Source organism: Pseudidiomarina insulisalsae (genome assembly GCF_003987065.1).
Lineage (GTDB): Bacteria > Pseudomonadota > Gammaproteobacteria > Enterobacterales > Alteromonadaceae > Pseudidiomarina > Pseudidiomarina insulisalsae.
Map to the genome: position 1 here is coordinate 58,490 of NZ_PIPY01000009.1, position 16,247 is coordinate 74,736.

The 16,247-nt window shown below is 50.5% G+C and carries 19 protein-coding genes; 6 read left to right on the forward strand and 13 right to left on the reverse strand.

All coding sequences use genetic code 11. The annotated features are described in order from the left end of the window. Nucleotides 1-10: 10 nt before the first annotated feature. The 10 genes from atpF to CWI71_RS09415 all read right to left on the reverse strand — a co-directional run bounded on the left by atpF (nt 11) and on the right by CWI71_RS09415 (nt 8,704). Nucleotides 11-481, reverse strand: a complete 471-nt coding sequence (gene atpF / locus CWI71_RS09370; protein WP_126755009.1) for a F0F1 ATP synthase subunit B — start codon at nt 479-481, stop codon at nt 11-13. A gap of 48 nt (nt 482-529) precedes the next feature. Beyond that, nucleotides 530-763 (reverse strand): F0F1 ATP synthase subunit C, encoded by a 234-nt coding sequence (atpE, locus tag CWI71_RS09375; protein ID WP_034733567.1) that lies wholly within the window; start codon nt 761-763, stop codon nt 530-532. A 54-nt stretch (nt 764-817) separates the two neighbouring features. After that, complete coding sequence (atpB, locus tag CWI71_RS09380) at nt 818-1,675, reverse strand: F0F1 ATP synthase subunit A (protein WP_126755010.1); 858 nt, start codon at nt 1,673-1,675, stop codon at nt 818-820. Nucleotides 1,676-1,691: 16 nt separating this feature from the next. Further along, nucleotides 1,692-2,078 (reverse strand): ATP synthase subunit I, encoded by a 387-nt coding sequence (locus tag CWI71_RS09385; RefSeq protein ID WP_126755011.1) that lies wholly within the window; start codon nt 2,076-2,078, stop codon nt 1,692-1,694. 74 nt (nt 2,079-2,152) lie between these two features. After that, nucleotides 2,153-3,052 carry a ParB/RepB/Spo0J family partition protein gene (locus CWI71_RS09390; RefSeq protein ID WP_126755012.1) on the reverse strand — a complete coding sequence of 300 codons (900 nt, stop codon included), beginning with the start codon at nt 3,050-3,052 and terminating at the stop codon, nt 2,153-2,155. A 14-nt stretch (nt 3,053-3,066) separates the two neighbouring features. Then, nucleotides 3,067-3,864 carry a ParA family protein gene (locus tag CWI71_RS09395; RefSeq protein WP_126755013.1) on the reverse strand — a complete coding sequence of 266 codons (798 nt, stop codon included), beginning with the start codon at nt 3,862-3,864 and terminating at the stop codon, nt 3,067-3,069. A gap of 6 nt (nt 3,865-3,870) precedes the next feature. Beyond that, entirely contained in the window at nt 3,871-4,491 is a 621-nt protein-coding gene (gene rsmG, locus CWI71_RS09400) for a 16S rRNA (guanine(527)-N(7))-methyltransferase RsmG (protein ID WP_126755014.1), read from the reverse strand. A 30-nt stretch (nt 4,492-4,521) separates the two neighbouring features. Continuing rightward, nucleotides 4,522-6,423: a tRNA uridine-5-carboxymethylaminomethyl(34) synthesis enzyme MnmG gene (gene mnmG, locus CWI71_RS09405; RefSeq protein ID WP_126755015.1), complete on the reverse strand. Its 1,902-nt coding sequence runs from the start codon at nt 6,421-6,423 to the stop codon at nt 4,522-4,524. Between the two features lie 353 nt (nt 6,424-6,776). Next, the gene (locus CWI71_RS09410; protein ID WP_126755016.1) at nt 6,777-7,232 is read right to left on the reverse strand and encodes a flavodoxin domain-containing protein; all 456 of its coding nucleotides are present in this window, start codon (nt 7,230-7,232) and stop codon (nt 6,777-6,779) included. A gap of 35 nt (nt 7,233-7,267) precedes the next feature. Further along, complete coding sequence (locus tag CWI71_RS09415) at nt 7,268-8,704, reverse strand: GGDEF domain-containing protein (protein WP_126755017.1); 1,437 nt, start codon at nt 8,702-8,704, stop codon at nt 7,268-7,270. Between the two features lie 162 nt (nt 8,705-8,866). Here CWI71_RS09415 and CWI71_RS09420 point away from each other — a divergent pair, with 162 nt between their 5' ends. From CWI71_RS09420 to CWI71_RS09440, 5 genes are all read left to right on the forward strand, one after another. Then, nucleotides 8,867-11,320: a M1 family metallopeptidase gene (locus CWI71_RS09420; RefSeq protein WP_126755072.1), complete on the forward strand. Its 2,454-nt coding sequence runs from the start codon at nt 8,867-8,869 to the stop codon at nt 11,318-11,320. Continuing rightward, nucleotides 11,310-11,816, forward strand: a complete 507-nt coding sequence (locus tag CWI71_RS09425) for a DUF6702 family protein (protein ID WP_198678772.1) — start codon at nt 11,310-11,312, stop codon at nt 11,814-11,816. Before CWI71_RS09420 ends, CWI71_RS09425 begins: the two co-directional genes overlap by 11 nt. A gap of 31 nt (nt 11,817-11,847) precedes the next feature. Further along, nucleotides 11,848-12,306 (forward strand): hypothetical protein, encoded by a 459-nt coding sequence (locus CWI71_RS09430; protein ID WP_126755018.1) that lies wholly within the window; start codon nt 11,848-11,850, stop codon nt 12,304-12,306. Beyond that, complete coding sequence (locus CWI71_RS09435) at nt 12,303-13,427, forward strand: PQQ-dependent sugar dehydrogenase (protein ID WP_126755019.1); 1,125 nt, start codon at nt 12,303-12,305, stop codon at nt 13,425-13,427. The genes CWI71_RS09430 and CWI71_RS09435 overlap by 4 nt, the downstream gene beginning before the upstream one ends. Before the next feature lie 97 nt (nt 13,428-13,524). After that, the gene (locus CWI71_RS09440; protein ID WP_126755020.1) at nt 13,525-14,157 is read left to right on the forward strand and encodes a YiaD family glycine zipper/OmpA-like lipoprotein; all 633 of its coding nucleotides are present in this window, start codon (nt 13,525-13,527) and stop codon (nt 14,155-14,157) included. Between the two features lie 10 nt (nt 14,158-14,167). Here CWI71_RS09440 and CWI71_RS09445 read toward each other — a convergent pair whose 3' ends face one another. The 3 genes from CWI71_RS09445 to flgA form a co-directional block, all read right to left on the reverse strand. After that, on the reverse strand, nt 14,168-14,623 hold the full coding sequence (locus CWI71_RS09445; RefSeq protein WP_126755021.1) for a flagella synthesis protein FlgN: 456 nt from the start codon (nt 14,621-14,623) through the stop codon (nt 14,168-14,170). Continuing rightward, complete coding sequence (gene flgM / locus CWI71_RS09450; RefSeq protein WP_126755022.1) at nt 14,620-14,895, reverse strand: flagellar biosynthesis anti-sigma factor FlgM; 276 nt, start codon at nt 14,893-14,895, stop codon at nt 14,620-14,622. The genes CWI71_RS09445 and flgM overlap by 4 nt, the downstream gene beginning before the upstream one ends. An 85-nt stretch (nt 14,896-14,980) precedes the next feature. After that, nucleotides 14,981-15,673 carry a flagellar basal body P-ring formation chaperone FlgA gene (gene flgA / locus CWI71_RS09455; RefSeq protein WP_126755023.1) on the reverse strand — a complete coding sequence of 231 codons (693 nt, stop codon included), beginning with the start codon at nt 15,671-15,673 and terminating at the stop codon, nt 14,981-14,983. A 157-nt stretch (nt 15,674-15,830) separates the two neighbouring features. Between flgA and flgB the strand changes: the two genes are divergently transcribed. After that, nucleotides 15,831-16,238, forward strand: coding sequence for a flagellar basal body rod protein FlgB (flgB, locus tag CWI71_RS09460; protein ID WP_126755024.1), 408 nt, complete (start codon nt 15,831-15,833; stop codon nt 16,236-16,238). The last annotated feature ends 9 nt before the right edge of the window (nt 16,239-16,247 follow it).

The following is a 16,247-nucleotide window of genomic DNA, read 5'->3' on the forward strand; positions in this document are numbered from 1 at the left end:
ACCCCTTTGGTTAGAGTTCAGCGACCAGTTTTTCAACGATGTCACTGTGAGCGTCTTTATCAATTTCACGCTCAATGATTTTGCTAGCACCAGCAACGGCCAATACTGCCACTTGCTTGCGCAGCTCTTCGCGTAAGCGGTTGCGCTCAGCTTCGACTTCAGAGTGGCCGGCAGCAACGATTTTCTCGCGCTCCTGCTCGCCACGCTTTTTGCCTTCTTCGACTGTCTCGTCCGCACGTTTTTTCGCTTGGGCGATAATCTCAGCAGCTTGCGCTTTCGCGTCTTTCAGTTCGTCAGCAACTTTAGCTTGCGCTTCTTCCAGGCTCTTTTCAGCTTTTTCACCAGCTGCAAGGCCGTCGGCAATCTTTTTCTGACGAGCTTCGATCGCATTGTTCAGCGGTGGCCAAACAAACTTCATGCAGAACAGCACGAAGACGATAAACGCGATTAATTCACCGATCAGGGTCATATTTAAACTCATAGACCCACCCTCCTATTCGTTCAGTTGTTCGAAATGATGTAACGAGCCTTACAGAACGAACAACAGAACCATGGCGATACCAACACCGATCATTGCTACCGCATCGATCAGACCCGCCAGGATGAACATTTTAACTTGCAGTGAAGGGGCTAATTCTGGCTGACGTGCACACGCTTCCAGGAATTTACCACCCATGTTACCGAAACCGACTGCAGTACCGATTGCACCAAAACCGATCAACAGTGCTACAGCGATATACTTAAGACCTAACATTAGTTCCATTGTTTTCTCCGATATTTCAAAGGTTGAAGTTAAAAATAAAAGTTAATACAAAAACTAGTGACTTTCTGAGCTGGCCATACTTAAGTAAACAATGGTCAGCATCATAAATACAAAGGCTTGCAGCACGATAACCAGAATGTGGAATACCGCCCAGACAAAGTGCAACGGCAACTGCAACAGGCCAATTGCACCGATCAGAATGAAGATCAGCTCACCTGCGTATAAGTTACCGAACAGACGTAGCGCGAGAGAGAACGGCTTCGCCACTAACGCGATGGTCTCAAGCAATAGGTTAAACGGGATCAGCAGAATCTGAACAAACGTATTGTTTGAGCTAAATGGATGCAACGTCAGCTCTTTGATGAAGCCACCGATGCCTTTCATGCGAATGCCATAACCAATCATCAACAGGAAGACACCCAGCGCCAGCGCCGCGGTCATATTGATGTCAGTCGTCGGTACAATTTTCATGTACACGTCATGGGAAGGCACACCAAAGAAGGTTTCCCCGGTCCAACCGGCTAACGCAGGCAGGAAGTCAACCGGAATCAAGTCCATCAGGTTCATCAGGAATATCCAGACGAAGATGGTCAAAGCCAGCGGAGCAATCAGTTTACTCTTACCGTGGAAGGTATCGCGCACGTTGTCAGAAACGAAATCGACGATCATTTCAATGAAACACTGAAATTTACCCGGAACACCGGTATTCGCTCGCTTCGCTGCGCGACGGAAAATAAATAAGAACAGGATGCCCAATCCGATGGACCAAGCCAGTGTGTCGATGTGCCACGTCCAGAACCCTGCTTCACTACACGCTTTGTTGAAAGCAATACCATTTTCGGTAGAGCACATCTTGGCGTTAGTTAAGTGGTGCTGAATGTGGCTCTGGAGCGTTAACTCTTCTGCAGCCATCTTGATTCCCACAATTTTAAGTTGATTTTAAAAACAAAATCGGTGCCAGCCATTGCACAATTAACACTGCGATGTAGCCGCTACAAACCGCTACCAGCGGGAGCGAGGTCAACAACAGCAGTGCTATCAGCAAGACCACAGTGAGACTTATTTTCAGTGCCTCACCGGCAAAAAAATTACTGACGACTTGTTGCGCCGCACGCGCGCCGCCTGTGGCAAAAGCGCGCCATGCAAAGAGTGCTGTTGGAATCATGACAGTCAAACCGCCGCCAACAACACCCCAAAAATATTCGTACGATTTCACCAGTGAAAACGTGCAGGCCAATAAAAATAGGGTTCCTGCCTGGGCGCGTAATAGCTTTACGGCCAATTGTTTTCCGGTGTTTGTTAACGTTCCACTCACGGGCTCGAAACCTCAGTTAAAAGCCCGCGATAGTATAAAGATTTGCGTCTCAATTGCAACAAAATGCAACAAGCTTAAGCGTCATCGCTCAGTTGAAAATGCGTGAGAATGCCGTCGAGCTCGTCTAAATTACTGTAATTTATTACCACTTTGCCTTTACCTTTGCGGCCGTGATTGATCGCAACGGCGGCACCTAAACGCTCGCTTAAACGTTGTTCCAAACGTTGTATGTCGGCGTCAGGCTGTTTTTTCTCCGCCGGTTTTTTCGGTTCCAGGGTAGTACGTACCAATTTCTCGGCTTCGCGCACGGTCATGGCTTTTGCGGCAATAATACGCGCAACATCGGTTTGTTGTTCACCCTGCAGGGCGAGTAGTAGTTTGGCGTGGCCCAACTCAATGTCGCCACGTTCAAGGAGGGTTTTTGTTTCTTGTTCGAGATTGTTTAACCGTAATAAATTGGTCACCGTTGCCCGCGACTTACCGACGGCCTCAGCAACTTCCTGGTGAGTCAGCTGAAATTCATCCAGTAAACGTTGTAATGCGGAAGCCTCTTCCATGGCGTTTAAGTCTTCGCGCTGAATATTTTCAATCAGCGCAATAGCAACGGCAGCTTCGTCAGGTACATGCTTGATGAGACAGGGAACTTCCTGCAAACGTGCCATTTGGGCCGCACGCCAGCGCCGCTCACCGGCAATAATTTCATACTTGTCGTTGGCAACCTCGCGCACCACGATCGGCTGAATAATGCCCTGCGCTTTAATTGACGCGGCCAGATCTTCCAGTGCTTCAGGTGACATGTCCTTACGCGGCTGATACTTACCTGGTTGTAAAAACTCTATGGGTAGTTTTTGCAGTTCGCCTTTGCTGATATCCAGTACTTCTTCGGCAACCGGTTGTTCGTGCTCGCGGGCACTTTTACTGGTAGTCAATAACGCGTCCAGGCCGCGTCCGAGTCCTCGTTTCTTGGCAGACATAAAGCGTTGTATCCTCAGGCTTCAGCCGCTGCTTCGGCTTTCTTTTGTTGTTCTGCGCGACGAATCAATTCGCCAGCCAGCGAAAGATAGGCTTTCGCCCCGGTCGATGTTTTATCGTAATACATAGCCGGAGCACCAAAACTAGGCGCTTCGGCCAGACGCACATTGCGTGGAATCACGGTGCGATAAACTTTATTGCCAAAATGGGCTTTCAGCTGTTCTGAAACATCGTTGGCAAGGCGATTGCGCGGATCATACATGGTGCGCAGAATACCTTCGATCTGTAATTTCGGATTCACCGCCTCAGCTAACCGCTCAATCGTATCCATCAGCGCAGTTAAGCCCTCAAGCGCGTAGTACTCGCACTGCATCGGCACCAGAATTGAGTCAGCTGCTGCCATAGCATTCACGGTGAGCATGCTTAACGATGGCGGACAATCGATAAAAATAAAATCATAATTGTCCTGCACTGGCTTAAGCGCGTTGGCCAGGCGTTGCTCGCGGGCAAAGGCTTCCATCAGTTTTACATCAGCTGCGGTCACATCGCCGTTGGCTGCAACCAGATGGTATTTACCATTGGTTTCAGTGACCAGCACGTCCTGAATGGGTTTTTGATCGACCAATAACTCATAGGCGGTATTTTCAACGTCGTATTTATCAACGCCGCTGCCCATGGTGGCATTGCCCTGCGGGTCAAGATCGATGAGCAGCACCTTGCGCCGTGTCGCTGCCATAGAAGCAGCCAAATTCACAGCTGTGGTGGTCTTACCAACACCGCCTTTTTGATTTGCTATGGCAATTATTCTACCCACGGACACTTAACCTCTTGTTGAGATAATGACTAAATGACGCTCGGCTTCAACTTCGGGCACGTGCAATTTCTTCACGTCATCAACCTGAAAACCTGGCGGTAACGCTGCGATTTCAGCTTCGGGATACACGCCTTTCAGAGCGAAAAATTTACCGTCAGCCGCTGGCAGGTGATGACACCACTCCAGCATATCACTAAGCGAGGCAAAGGCTCTACTGATGACACCGTCAAATTTAGCCGCATCGTCATAGTCTTCTACACGACTTTGCACGGCTTTTACGTTTTTAACACCCAGTTCGTGACACACCTGGCGAATAAAACGAATGCGTTTACCCAAACTATCGAGCAGTACAAATTCTTTGTCGGGCTGCGCAATGGCCAGCGGTAAACCGGGTAAGCCCGGCCCGGTGCCGACGTCAATAAAGCGTTGCCCGGAAAGGTAAGGTAACACTACCAGACTATCGACAATATGGCGACTGAGCATCTGCTGCGGATCGCGCACCGAGGTTAAATTGTAGGCTTTATTCCATTTATCCAGCAACTCCACCAGACGCACCAGTTGTTGCTGTTGCGCCGGCGCAATCTCAAGTCCGGCGCCGGCAAGTAACTCAGCTAATTTTTTCTGCATGTAAATTCTTTCTGTTTATTAAGCAGTTCATTAAGCGCTTTTGCGCAACAGTCCTTGTTTCTTCAAGTGCACAAGTAACATTGAAATAGCTGCCGGTGTCACGCCGGAAATTCGTGCCGCTTTACCAACAGTTTCTGGCTGATGTTCATTCAGCTTGGCAATCACTTCGTTGGACAAGCCCTTAATCGCTGCGTAATCGAAGCTCATTGGCAAGCGCGTGTTCTCGTGGCGCTGCTGCTTACTGATCTCGTCTTGCTGACGACTGATGTAGCCGGCATACTTGGTCTGAATTTCCACCTGCTCGGCGGCTTCACGATCCTGCAATCCGGGGCCCAATTCTGAAATTGCCATCATGGCCTGATAGCTGACTTCCGGGCGACGCAGTAAATCTTCGCCGTTCACCTCTTTGGTGATCGGTGTTTTCACCAGTTCATTTACCGCGCTGACTGCCGGGTGATCTTTATGGATCCAGGTACTGCGCAACCGTTGTTGTTCCTGAGCGATAGCTTCCATTTTTTCATTAAAACGTGCCCAGCGCGCATCATCCACCAGGCCCAGTTCACGGCCTTTCTCGGTCAGCCGCATATCGGCATTGTCCTCGCGTAGCAACAAACGATATTCCGCGCGCGAAGTGAACATCCGATAGGGTTCTTTAGTGCCCAGGGTGGAAAGATCATCGATCAACACGCCCATGTAGCCGTTATCACGCCGTGGTGCCCAGCCCTCTTTGTCCTGTGCTTGCAATGCAGCGTTCAGACCAGCTACCAGACCTTGTGCGCCGGCTTCTTCATATCCAGTTGTGCCGTTGATCTGGCCGGCAAAAAACAATCCCTGAATGTACTTGGTTTCAAGTGTTTGTTGCAGATCGCGTGGATCAAAATAATCATACTCAATGGCATAACCTGGACGGGTAATATGCGCATTTTCAAAGCCTTTGATAGAGCGAACTAACTCGACTTGCACGTCAAAAGGCAGACTGGTTGAAATACCGTTGGGATAGACCTCATGGGTATTTAAGCCTTCCGGTTCGACAAAGATCTGATGCGAGTTCTTATCGGCAAAACGCATTACTTTATCTTCAATCGACGGGCAATAACGTGGGCCAACGCCTTCAATGACACCCGAATACATGGGTGAACGATCCAGTCCGCCACGAATTACTTCATGGGTGCGATCGTTCGTGTGGGTGATATAACAGCTGATCTGGCGTGGATGATCTTCTGCTTTACCCATAAATGAAAATAATGGCGTTGGGGTATCACCTGGCTGCTCCTGCATTACTGAGAAGTCGATGGACTTAGCATCAATACGTGGAGGTGTACCGGTTTTTAAGCGATCAACACGCAATGGTAATTCGCGTAAGCGTTTTGCTAAAGCGTTTGCGGGAGGATCGCCTGCCCGGCCGCCCTGATAATTTTGCAAGCCAATATGAATTTGTCCGCCCAGGAAAGTACCAACGGTTAACACCACAGTTTTAGCGCTGAACTTTAATCCCATTTGGGTAACGACGCCCACGACACGATCATTTTCAACGATCAGATCATCACAGGCTTGCTGAAACAGACTTAAATTTGGCTGGTTTTCCAATGCTTCGCGAATAGCCGCTTTGTATAACACGCGATCGGCCTGTGCACGGGTGGCACGAACCGCCGGGCCTTTGGATGAATTTAAGGTGCGAAACTGAATACCTGCACGATCAGCTGCGTGCGCCATAGCTCCGCCAAGCGCATCAATCTCTTTGACTAAATGACCTTTACCTATACCGCCAATAGCAGGATTACAAGACATTTGACCTAATGTCTCGATATTGTGCGTCAACAGTAAGGTTTGACAGCCCATACGCGCTGCAGCTAAGGCTGCTTCAGTACCAGCATGTCCACCACCAATGACTATCACGTCATAATGCTGATGGTAAGTCGGGGTATTCAACATAGCGTTCATCCTACAAAAAAACGTAGCCGTATAGTTTAACGTGAAATGGCTTAGATCGAAACGGTTAAATTTCGTTCAAAGCTGTTTTCTGATCGTGAGAGGATCTAAAAATAACTTAAGATCTTTTTTTTAGATCTTTTATTGCTATTACTACTAGTCTGGAAGTTTCTGTGGATAACCGCAGGCAAGCCATACTGAACAAGGATCAAAACGATCCGTTAAGTTGTGATCAACTACTGATCCTTGTTCTGATCAAACCGTGGATAACTTGGGTGTTTATCCACAGTGTTAGTTATTCACAGGTTTGTACAGTGCGTATCTACAGATCTCAGAGGATCTTATGCAGCGATTACTCACAGACGATCCATGAAGGTGGTTAACCATGTTGATGCTTTTTTCTCCGGATCATCTCGTGACATGTCTATTTCAAGCCGATCCATCAAGCGTTTGGCACCCGCGTGCGCCAGGTTTTCATCAAAGTCACGTCCTGCCAGACAGAAGGTGTCGTAGCAGCTATCACCAACTGCAATGACGGCGTAGCTAAGTGGTTCTAACCGTGGTTTCCTGGCATGTAAGTCATCGGCAAAGGCTAGCATGCTGTCAGCGTAGTCTCCGGCGCCATGACTGGCAATGCAGCCTAACCAGATGCTGTCCTGATCAATTGCTTCGACCAGATCGCTGTAATCGGGCTCGTAATGGACGCGGGTAATAAAACCTTCGTTTTGCAGTTGTTCACTTACCTGATCGGCCAGATATTCAGTGTTACCTGACGTTGTCGCGACCAGAATATCAATTGTTTGGTTTGCCATAGTAGAACACCCAATTTAAAAACATTGTACTGTAACTAGGATGATACCACTTGATCGCGACCTTTGCGTTTCGCCTTGAGCAAAGCCTGATCCGCGCGCTGTAAAGCTTCGTTGATGCTTTCGCCTGGCGCAATCTCAACAATGCCAAAACTGGCTTTGATTTGCACCATACCTTCGTTGGTGGGAATCGCAGGTAAGGACTCACGCAAGCGTTCCGCTGTGGCACGTGCCTGCGCAAGGTTTTGTTCGGGGAGCAAAATTAAGAATTCGTCGCCTCCAAAACGGGCGATAAGGTCACATTGACGAATGTGGGTACGTACACTTTGCGCAGCCATAATTAACGCCTGATCGCCAATCAAGTGGCCAAACGTATCGTTAATGGTTTTAAATTCGTCAATGTCAAAAACAATTAAAGAAAGTGGGAAATCAGTGCTGCGTTGGCCCCGTAATTTTTCTTCTGCGGTCTGAATAAAGTGGGAACGCGTAGCCACATGGGTCAGGGCATCGATACGGGTCTGATGGTGAAGCTTGCGGTTGTGGCTTAACAGCGACGGCACGGATAAGCCGAAATAGGCATTGGCAGCAATCACGCACATGGCGAACTGGTAAGTTAACGCGTGATTGTCGACCCCGTAAAAGCCAAACCAACTGGCAATAAAGACGCTGACGATGGCAAGACTCAGTAACGTGGTTTCCAGGCGTTCGGTGAAAACAATCCACATCTGCGGCAGACTGATGAAAAATATGAAGTAGGCTATGGCAGCGTGAGAGTAAAGATAATCAATAGTGATGATGGTCGCCACTAACACCAGCATGAGTGTAATTTTATGGCTCCAGAGCCGCGTATGCGCGCGCTCCTGAAGGAAGCTCTGAACGTTGGGTCGCAGCCAGGAGACGTCGTAGTCCCAAAGTTGGCTAAGCAAGAGAATAAAAAATGGTGTTAGCACCATAGCACCAGCAAGGTCGCCGACCCACCAGTTTAGCCAGGCGGCGTTGGCATCAGTCCAGCTCATGGCACCAATCGCAACAAAGGCAGTAGAGCCAAATAACGCGGCAAGTAAGGTCGTTAATAGAGTAATAACGAGAAAATAAAGAATCCGCTGCGGAAGTTGCTGGATATCCCATTTGCTGATGGTGTGGCGAAAATACAGGCCTCCCAGACCGTAAGCCAGCGTATGGCCAGCCGCAAGAATAAGAGTGTTGATGAGCTGGGTGGTAAACGGCAATGTTGAACCTAGTTGCAGGTACATCCAGAAGCCGGCAATGAGCGTCGCGGTTAGCACCGGCAGTAAGGCGCGATAGCCCATCAGAGTAAAGGCTGCCAGAGACAAACCAGCCGGCGGATACCAAAGACTGATATAAGGCTGATACTCCATCAGCATTGCCGCCCACCAGACCAGCAACCACATTGCGATAAATGCGGCGTAGCGCGCAACCGAGGCTGAGAACTGTTGTACCGGTGGTGTCGTCACTTTGTCGTTCCGTCAGAGTGATTTTAACTGTTTAATGTAATGTAAAGCATAGTACGCGATAAAACGAAACTTTTTACGACCAACGCAATGGTGATACTCCGGCCAATTTGGTAGTTTAGCTAACTTCCTATAAATCCGAATAAAGAGCGGACGAGAATGACTATGCATCGATCGAGTTTTTGGTTGGCCTGTGTTGCTGTGACCGCGGTGACCTTCGCGCATACCAATGTCGCCACAGCATCGGCGATTCAACAAACCAAGGGGCAGTTTGAAGATAAATTCCGGCAGTTGGATGAAGTTCTGCCAACACCAAATGTCTATCGCAATGCCGCAGGTGAGCCCGGTGAAAACTACTGGCAACAACGTGCCGACTACACGATTGATGTGCGTCTGGATGAAGAAAAGCGTCGCCTTGATGCCAAAGAGACCATTACCTATTACAACAATTCACCCTACACCCTGAAGTACGTGTGGATTCAGCTTGATCAAAATATCTTTCGTAACGATTCTCGTGCCGAGCGTAGCGCCAGCTTTAACAGCCATCCGCAGACAGATCTGGCCGGTATGGATACCCCGGCAAAACTCTCTATCGGGCAGTTACGCCGACAGCAGTTTATGGCAGATAACGAACTGGGTTTTGCTATCGACAAAGTGGCGGGCGATAACGGTGAGCGCTTAAGTTTTACGATTGTCGGCACCAACATGCGGGTTGATCTGGCCGAACCATTGGCGCCGGGAGCGCGGACTGAGCTGGCCATTGATTTTGGTTTTAACATTGTCGAAGAAGATGCTGTGGGCGCGCGCTCCGGCTATGAGCATTTTCCTGATGATGCCCGCGAAGGTGGTAACGATATCTTCCTTCTTGCGCAGTGGTATCCGCGCGTAGCTGCCTTTACTGATTATGAAGCCTGGACTAACAAGGAATTCCTGGGTCGTGGCGAGTTCACCATGGAGTTTGGTGACTTTAACGTGAATATCGATGTTCCGGCCGATCATATTGTCTCTGCCACCGGTGTATTGCAAAACCCTGATCAGGTATTAACCGCAGCGCAGCAACAGCGTCTGGAGCAGGCGAAGACAGCGAAGCGTCCGGTTTTTGTTGTGACCGCTGAAGAAGCCTTAGAAAACGAGAAAGCGGGTACAAGTGAGCGCAAAGTATGGCGCTTTGTCGCGCAAAACGTACGTGATTTTGCCTGGGCGTCGTCACGCAAGTTTATGTGGGACGCAAAAGGCTATCAGCAAGGTGGCGACGTGCAGCCGCACGTCATGGCAATGTCGTTCTATCCGAAAGAGGGTGGCGATCTATGGAAAAAGTACTCAACTGAGTCGGTTATCCACACCATGGAAGTCTATAGCCGCTTCTCATTTGATTATCCGTATCCAACCGCGCAGTCGGTGAATGGCCCGGTCGGTGGTATGGAATACCCGATGATTACCTTTAATGGTCCGCGTACTGAGTTGCAGGAAGATGGTTCACGTACGTACTCACTGGCAGAGAAGCGTTTCTTAATTGGTGTGGTGATTCATGAAATCGGTCATATTTATTTCCCGATGATTGTTAACTCCGACGAGCGTCAGTGGACCTGGATGGACGAAGGTCTGAACAGTTTCCTCGATGGCGTCGCCGGTCGTGAATGGGACCCGCAAATTCCATGGGGCGTGGAGCCACGCAGTATTATTGATTACATGAAGTCGAGCGTTCAGGTACCCATTATGACCCAGTCAGACAGCGTGCTGCGTCTGGGTCCTAATGCCTATACCAAACCTGCAGCGGCGTTAAATATTTTGCGTGAAGTCATTCTTGGTCGTGAGTTGTTCGACTTTGCTTTCCGCGAGTACGCACAGCGCTGGATGTTTAAGCGGCCGACGCCGGCAGATTTCTTCCGTACCATGGAAGAAGCATCGGGTGTTGATCTTGACTGGTTCTGGCGAGGTTGGTTCTACAGTACCGATCATGTCGATATCAGCCTTGATCGTGTCTACAAATTGCAGCTTGATACGAAAGATCCGGATATTGACTGGGAGCGCCGTCGTCAGGAAGAAGCCAATAAGCCGACCCCACTGTTTGTTGAGCGTAACCGTGCTGAAGGCCGTAAGACCTGGGTTGAGCTGAACCCGGAGGTTACTGACTTTTATGATGAAAACGATCGGTTTACGGTTACCAATAAGCAGCGCAACGCCTATCAGGACTTTCTTGAGAAGCTTGAGCCATGGGAGCGTCGGGTCTTTGAGCGCGCCGTAGCAGAAGATAAGAACTACTATGTGCTCGACTTTTCCAACGTAGGTGGTCTGGTCATGCCGATTTTGTTAGAGATGACCTACGCCGATGGCAGTACTGAAAACTATCGCATTCCGGCTGAGATTTGGCGTCGTAACGCTAAGAATGTCAGCAAACTGATTGTGACGGATAAAGAGGTTGTGAGCTTTGCGGTGGATCCAAACTGGGAAACCGCCGATGTAAACATCGAAAACAACTTTTATCCGCGCAAGATCATTCCGTCACGTATCGAAGCTTACAAAGCCACGCGTGGCACGGATCACATCAGTCGCGATCTGATGCAGGAAGCGAAGACCAAGTTGAAGTCAGCGGACACTGCAGAAGACAATGAAAATTAAGGCGTTTTTGCCGAGCCTGTTGGCGTTACTGATGATGGGCAGCGCTGCTGCCCATCAACTGAAGTCTGCGGTCACTACGGTATTATTTAATGAACGCAGCGGCCATATTGAAGTCATGCACCGCTTTGTCCTGCACGATGCCGAGCATGCGGTGACCGAACTGTTTAATAAAAAGCAGGCCGACATTCATACTGATGAGAAAACCCGTGCGCTGTTTGCTGCTTATGTACTGGAAGCCTTTGCCATGCAAAGTCTTGCCGGCGAGCCACTGGCCTTAGAAAGTGTGGGCTACCAGGTGGATGGACGTGATTTCTGGGTCTATCAGGAAACCGCCATACCGACCGGCTTGCAGGGTCTGCGTATTCGTCATAAAGCTTTGCAAGAGCTTTGGCCAAGTCAGCAGAATCTGGTGAATATTGAAGGCAGAGGTGAAATAAAGAGTCTACAATTCAACCAACAAGACGACTGGTTAACGGTTACCTTTTCCTCTGACTGATATGAGTCCACGCATTCTTTAAGGAGACGCCATGCTAAGAATTTGTATTGCCTTTGTACTTGCAGTTCTGGCTGGCGCTATTGTCGGGAGTATTATTCAGACACAGTTTAACCTCGCTGCCTTGGTCGAGCTTTCTGTTCCTATTCCTTTTGATGTAAGAATTTCGACGATAATTCACGATCTTATTCATTTTTCGCCGATTTTCGGCGTAATTCTCGTATGTGTTCTCATTGTCGCATTACCGCTGGCTTATTTGTTTAGCCGTGTTACGCCGGTAGCGGAGCGTTGGTGGTTTATTGGCGCCGGCTTTATGGGTGTGCTGGTAGGGCTTGAAGTGGTCAATCTACTTGCCCCTATGCCTACCCTGATTGCTGCGACACGAGGTTGGGCGGGCTTGCTCGCCATGGCCGCGACGGGTGCCCTGGCAGGCTGGATTTTTGATCGCCTGTGGCATCCCACGCCGCAGGAACTTGCGGAGCGGGTACTATGAAAGGAAGTTTACGCCTCATTTTATGCTCTCTCACATTTAGCTTGGCGGCGGTGGCTAACGCCAGCGACTCAATTCGTGCTGAGGTAATAGCTTCGGGCTTGAATAAGCCCTGGGCGTTACAGCAGCTACCTGAAGCTGATGCCGGCTGGTTGGTTACCGAGATGGGAGGGCGTCTGCTGCATCTTGCTGCCGACGGTAGCCAAACTGAGATCCACTTAGATTTACCCAGTTTATTAGTGTCGGGGCAAGGCGGTCTGTTTGATATCAGTCTGGCACCTGATTTTGCACAATCCCGTACGATTTACCTCAGTTATGCCTGCGGGGGCCTGAGCGCAAATACCACCTGTTTAGCACGCACCCGCTTGTCGTCGACGCCTCCCTATAGCACTTCCGAAATCACCACTGTCTTTACTGCATTGCCCCTGCGTAAGGGTGCCGCCCACTATGGCGGGCGCCTGGTCTGGCTTCCCGATGACACGTTATTGCTGACCCTGGGCGATGGTTTTGACTATCGCGAACAAGCGCAGAATTTATCCAATCACATAGGCAAAGTAGTGCGCCTGCAAAGCGATGGCACAGCGCCTGCTGACAATCCGTTCCCGAACAAAGCCGGTGGCGTTATTTACAGTTACGGCCACCGCAACAGCCAGGGGCTGGTGTACGACGCTCAGCGTGACGCGTTGTGGCAGCATGAACATGGGCCCCGCGGTGGTGATGAGATCAACCGCCTGGAGGCCGGGGAAAATTATGGTTGGCCGATCACCAGTTACGGTATTGATTACACTTACGCTAAGGTGACGCCTTACCAACAGTTGCCTGGCGTTGAAGCGCCCCTGCACCAGTGGACGCCCTCGCTGGCGCCGTCTGACATGGCTTTATACGACGGCAGTTTGTTTTCTGACTGGCAAGGCGATCTGCTGGTAACGCATCTGGCTGGCAAACGCTTACAGGTACTCAGCCCTGCCGACAGCGGCTGGCAAGTAAAGCACAACTACTACCCTGACGGCGAGCCAGGGGTGCGGTTACGGGCAGTAACTGTTGCCCGGGACGGCTCAATCTGGCTTGTCACCGACGGTCCGGACGCCCGTATACTAAGGCTGACACCCGCCGTACAACCCTAAAAGTTAAGTAAAGCGACCACGCAGAATTCTGGCAGTGTGCTACTTTGTTAAGACACGTAATGATTCATACTTATGCCAACATGTGAGAGGTCATATTATGAAATTTTTGATTCCGCTGGTCGTTGCATCGGCTGTTATTCTCGCCGGCTGCCAGAGCCAGATGAGTAGGACCCAAAAAGGTGCGGCAATTGGTGCTGTGGCCGGTGCGCTCATTGGTAAGGGGACGGGTGATCACGATAAAAGTCGCTATATCTGGGGCGCAGCGGTAGGTGCGCTGGCCGGTGGCGCAATCGGTTCTTATATGGACCGTCAGGAGCAGGAATTCCGTGAAGAGCTATCTGGTAGCGGCGTCGAAGTGGTTCGCGATGGTAACAACATCCGACTGCAAATGCCCAGCAATATTACCTTTGCTACCGACAGCTCACAGATAGCCAGCAACTTTGATCCGATTCTCAATGATGTTGCCCGGGTTTTAAAAAACTATGAGAAGACGACCATGGTCGTTGAAGGACATACCGACAGTACCGGCAGCGAAGAATATAATCAGCGCTTATCAGAAAGCCGCGCCTGGGCAGTGAGTAATCATCTGGCCCGCAATGGCGTTGATACGCGCCGTATTACTGTGATTGGTTATGGCGAGAGCCAGCCGATAGCCACTAATGAAACCGCCAGCGGCCGGCAAAAGAATCGCCGGGTTGAGCTGCGCATTGTACCTAACACGCAAAGCTAACCGACAACGGTCAGGCTTTTGACTGAAAGCGCTGAATGTGAGTTGACTGACTTCCCGACGCCGAGTACGTCGGAGCCTGGCTGACCGCATCAGCGCGCAGGTCATTGAGCATTTGTTGATTATGGCGTAAGCGGTGATGGATTAACTCGCCGTTGAGCTGATTCAGGTGGGCAACGCGCTGGGCAAGGGTCAGCATTTGTTGCCATTGTGCCGTTAAGCCTTGCGCGCGCATGTAACCCCGATGGCCCGCACTATCGGTTGGAAAGCCCGCATCGGCAACCTGTTGAGCGCGCGCTTCATCAAGCTTACCCAATTCGTTAAATAAACCTTGTTTCAGGTTTGCCAGCTCGGCCAGCTCGGCACCGTCAATGCGTCCGCGACTGAGCGCCTGTTGTTCACGCTCCAGCGCGCTAAGCAACTGCGTTAAGTGTTGTTGATGTTGTTCCACCAGCGTCGTCTGGGTCATTCACCCGTGCCTTCGTCAAAACCTGCCAGTAGCGCGTCGGCAATTTTGTCTGTTCGCATGGTCAGCTCACCCCGTTGCAAAGCCGCACGTACCTCTTCCACGCGCGCCATATTGATATCCTGCTGATCATTTTGCGCCACAGAACTTAAGTGTGTGACCGCAGCAGAGCTTACCTCGCCCTGTTCTGTGCGGTTGGTATTGGTCGCGCTGTTGGTTCGCGTTTTATCGCCCACCTGCAGGTTTGCAGGCGGTTGCAGTCCGTTAATTTTCACAGGTTACCCTCAGTTACCAGGTTCAGATTCCGAAACAGGTTAGATGACATAGCTAATTCGTTTATCGGCCGCCCTACGCAAAACTTTAATGGCTCATAATCACTTGCCCGCGACCCGTAACCTCGGCCAGTATGATCTGTCGCTGCTGTAAGCGCACCCGAATCGTATCGCCAATTGCGCCCGCCTGCAATGCAACACCTACCTGTTCAATGGCAAACCCTGGCCCCCGGTAAACAACTTTCACCTGGTCCTGATAAGTGATGACTTCAACGGGTTCAAGCAAGCTACTGCGCACGGCCGAACCAGCGGCCAGGTTGCGCTTGAGTTGTTGCCCCTGGAGTGCCGCGGCGTCGGTAATGATGTCGGTCGGTAAGCGGGCTAAATTGCCACGTTGAAGGCGCAGGTCTTGGGTCGTTATGGGTTGGCGCGCGGTTAGACGGCGATCGGCCACGTAGTAATCAACCCAGGCGTCAACCTGCAAGTGCAGTGTCAGCGGGCTGACTGACTCGGCACAATGAACCTGAACACTGATCCGCCCCGCTACTTTATGTAATTGCTGGGGAGCCGCAAACAGCGGCTGCTGACACTGTTCCAGTGCCTTCGCCACCGGTTCCGCAGAATACAGTTGCCAGCTGAACTCAGCCACTGCGGGCTGGAGCTGTTGCGCTAAAAACTTATCTAACTGAGGCTGCCAGTTCGCGGCGAAGGCAGCCGGTAGCGAAAATGCCAGGGCGAGCGTCAGACTCAGGCGCGAAAGCACTGCGAAAACGTATTTCATAAGCGGGCTGGCGCCTTATGCAGATCAAATGATAGTCACGATTATAGTGCCATCTATACGTTTAACCTGTTGGAATTAGCGGAAAAAAAACGCCCTTTTCATAGCTTTGACTTGCCTCCTTCCTTAGTACTCTGCATAGCTCAAAGAGGATTGATCTATGTTAGATAAACTCGCAAACGCATTAGAATTTCAGCAGCAGGCGCTGGCTTTACGCGAGCAGCGGCAGCGGGTATTGGCCAATAATATTGCCAATGCCGATACGCCGCAGTTTAAAGCGCAGGACTTTAATTTTCAGCAAGCACTGCAGCGCGCAACCCAACAGCAGATTGCTCCGGTGGCAGTCACGCGTACTCATGCCGGGCATCAGCAGTTAACCTCAGCGCCGGCGACCGCAGCGTCGCTGAGCTATCGGGTACCCACTCAGGAACGCCTTGACGGTAATACCGTCGACATGGACCGCGAACGCGCGGCGTTTCTCGACAATACTTTACGTTATCAGGCCGACATTCAATTTATGGATGACAAAGTAAGTGGTCTGCGTAAAGCAATGCAACCGGAACAATAACAGGTGAGC

Excerpts from the sequence above, each read along its gene's own strand:
- atpF (WP_126755009.1), bottom strand. The coding sequence starts at position 481 with ATGAGTTTAAATATGACCCTGATCGGTGAATTAATCGCGTTTATCGTC.
- atpE (WP_034733567.1), bottom strand. The coding sequence starts at position 763 with ATGGAACTAATGTTAGGTCTTAAGTATATCGCTGTAGCACTGTTGATC.
- atpB (WP_126755010.1), bottom strand. The coding sequence starts at position 1,675 with ATGGCTGCAGAAGAGTTAACGCTCCAGAGCCACATTCAGCACCACTTA.
- CWI71_RS09390 (WP_126755012.1), bottom strand. The coding sequence starts at position 3,052 with ATGTCTGCCAAGAAACGAGGACTCGGACGCGGCCTGGACGCGTTATTG.
- rsmG (WP_126755014.1), bottom strand. The coding sequence starts at position 4,491 with ATGCAGAAAAAATTAGCTGAGTTACTTGCCGGCGCCGGACTTGAGATT.
- mnmG (WP_126755015.1), bottom strand. The coding sequence starts at position 6,423 with ATGTTGAATACCCCGACTTACCATCAGCATTATGACGTGATAGTCATT.
- CWI71_RS09410 (WP_126755016.1), bottom strand. The coding sequence starts at position 7,232 with ATGGCAAACCAAACAATTGATATTCTGGTCGCGACAACGTCAGGTAAC.
- CWI71_RS09420 (WP_126755072.1), top strand. The coding sequence starts at position 8,867 with ATGCATCGATCGAGTTTTTGGTTGGCCTGTGTTGCTGTGACCGCGGTG.
- CWI71_RS09425 (WP_198678772.1), top strand. The coding sequence starts at position 11,310 with ATGAAAATTAAGGCGTTTTTGCCGAGCCTGTTGGCGTTACTGATGATG.
- CWI71_RS09430 (WP_126755018.1), top strand. The coding sequence starts at position 11,848 with ATGCTAAGAATTTGTATTGCCTTTGTACTTGCAGTTCTGGCTGGCGCT.
- CWI71_RS09435 (WP_126755019.1), top strand. The coding sequence starts at position 12,303 with ATGAAAGGAAGTTTACGCCTCATTTTATGCTCTCTCACATTTAGCTTG.
- CWI71_RS09440 (WP_126755020.1), top strand. The coding sequence starts at position 13,525 with ATGAAATTTTTGATTCCGCTGGTCGTTGCATCGGCTGTTATTCTCGCC.
- CWI71_RS09445 (WP_126755021.1), bottom strand. The coding sequence starts at position 14,623 with ATGACCCAGACGACGCTGGTGGAACAACATCAACAACACTTAACGCAG.
- flgA (WP_126755023.1), bottom strand. The coding sequence starts at position 15,673 with ATGAAATACGTTTTCGCAGTGCTTTCGCGCCTGAGTCTGACGCTCGCC.
- flgB (WP_126755024.1), top strand. The coding sequence starts at position 15,831 with ATGTTAGATAAACTCGCAAACGCATTAGAATTTCAGCAGCAGGCGCTG.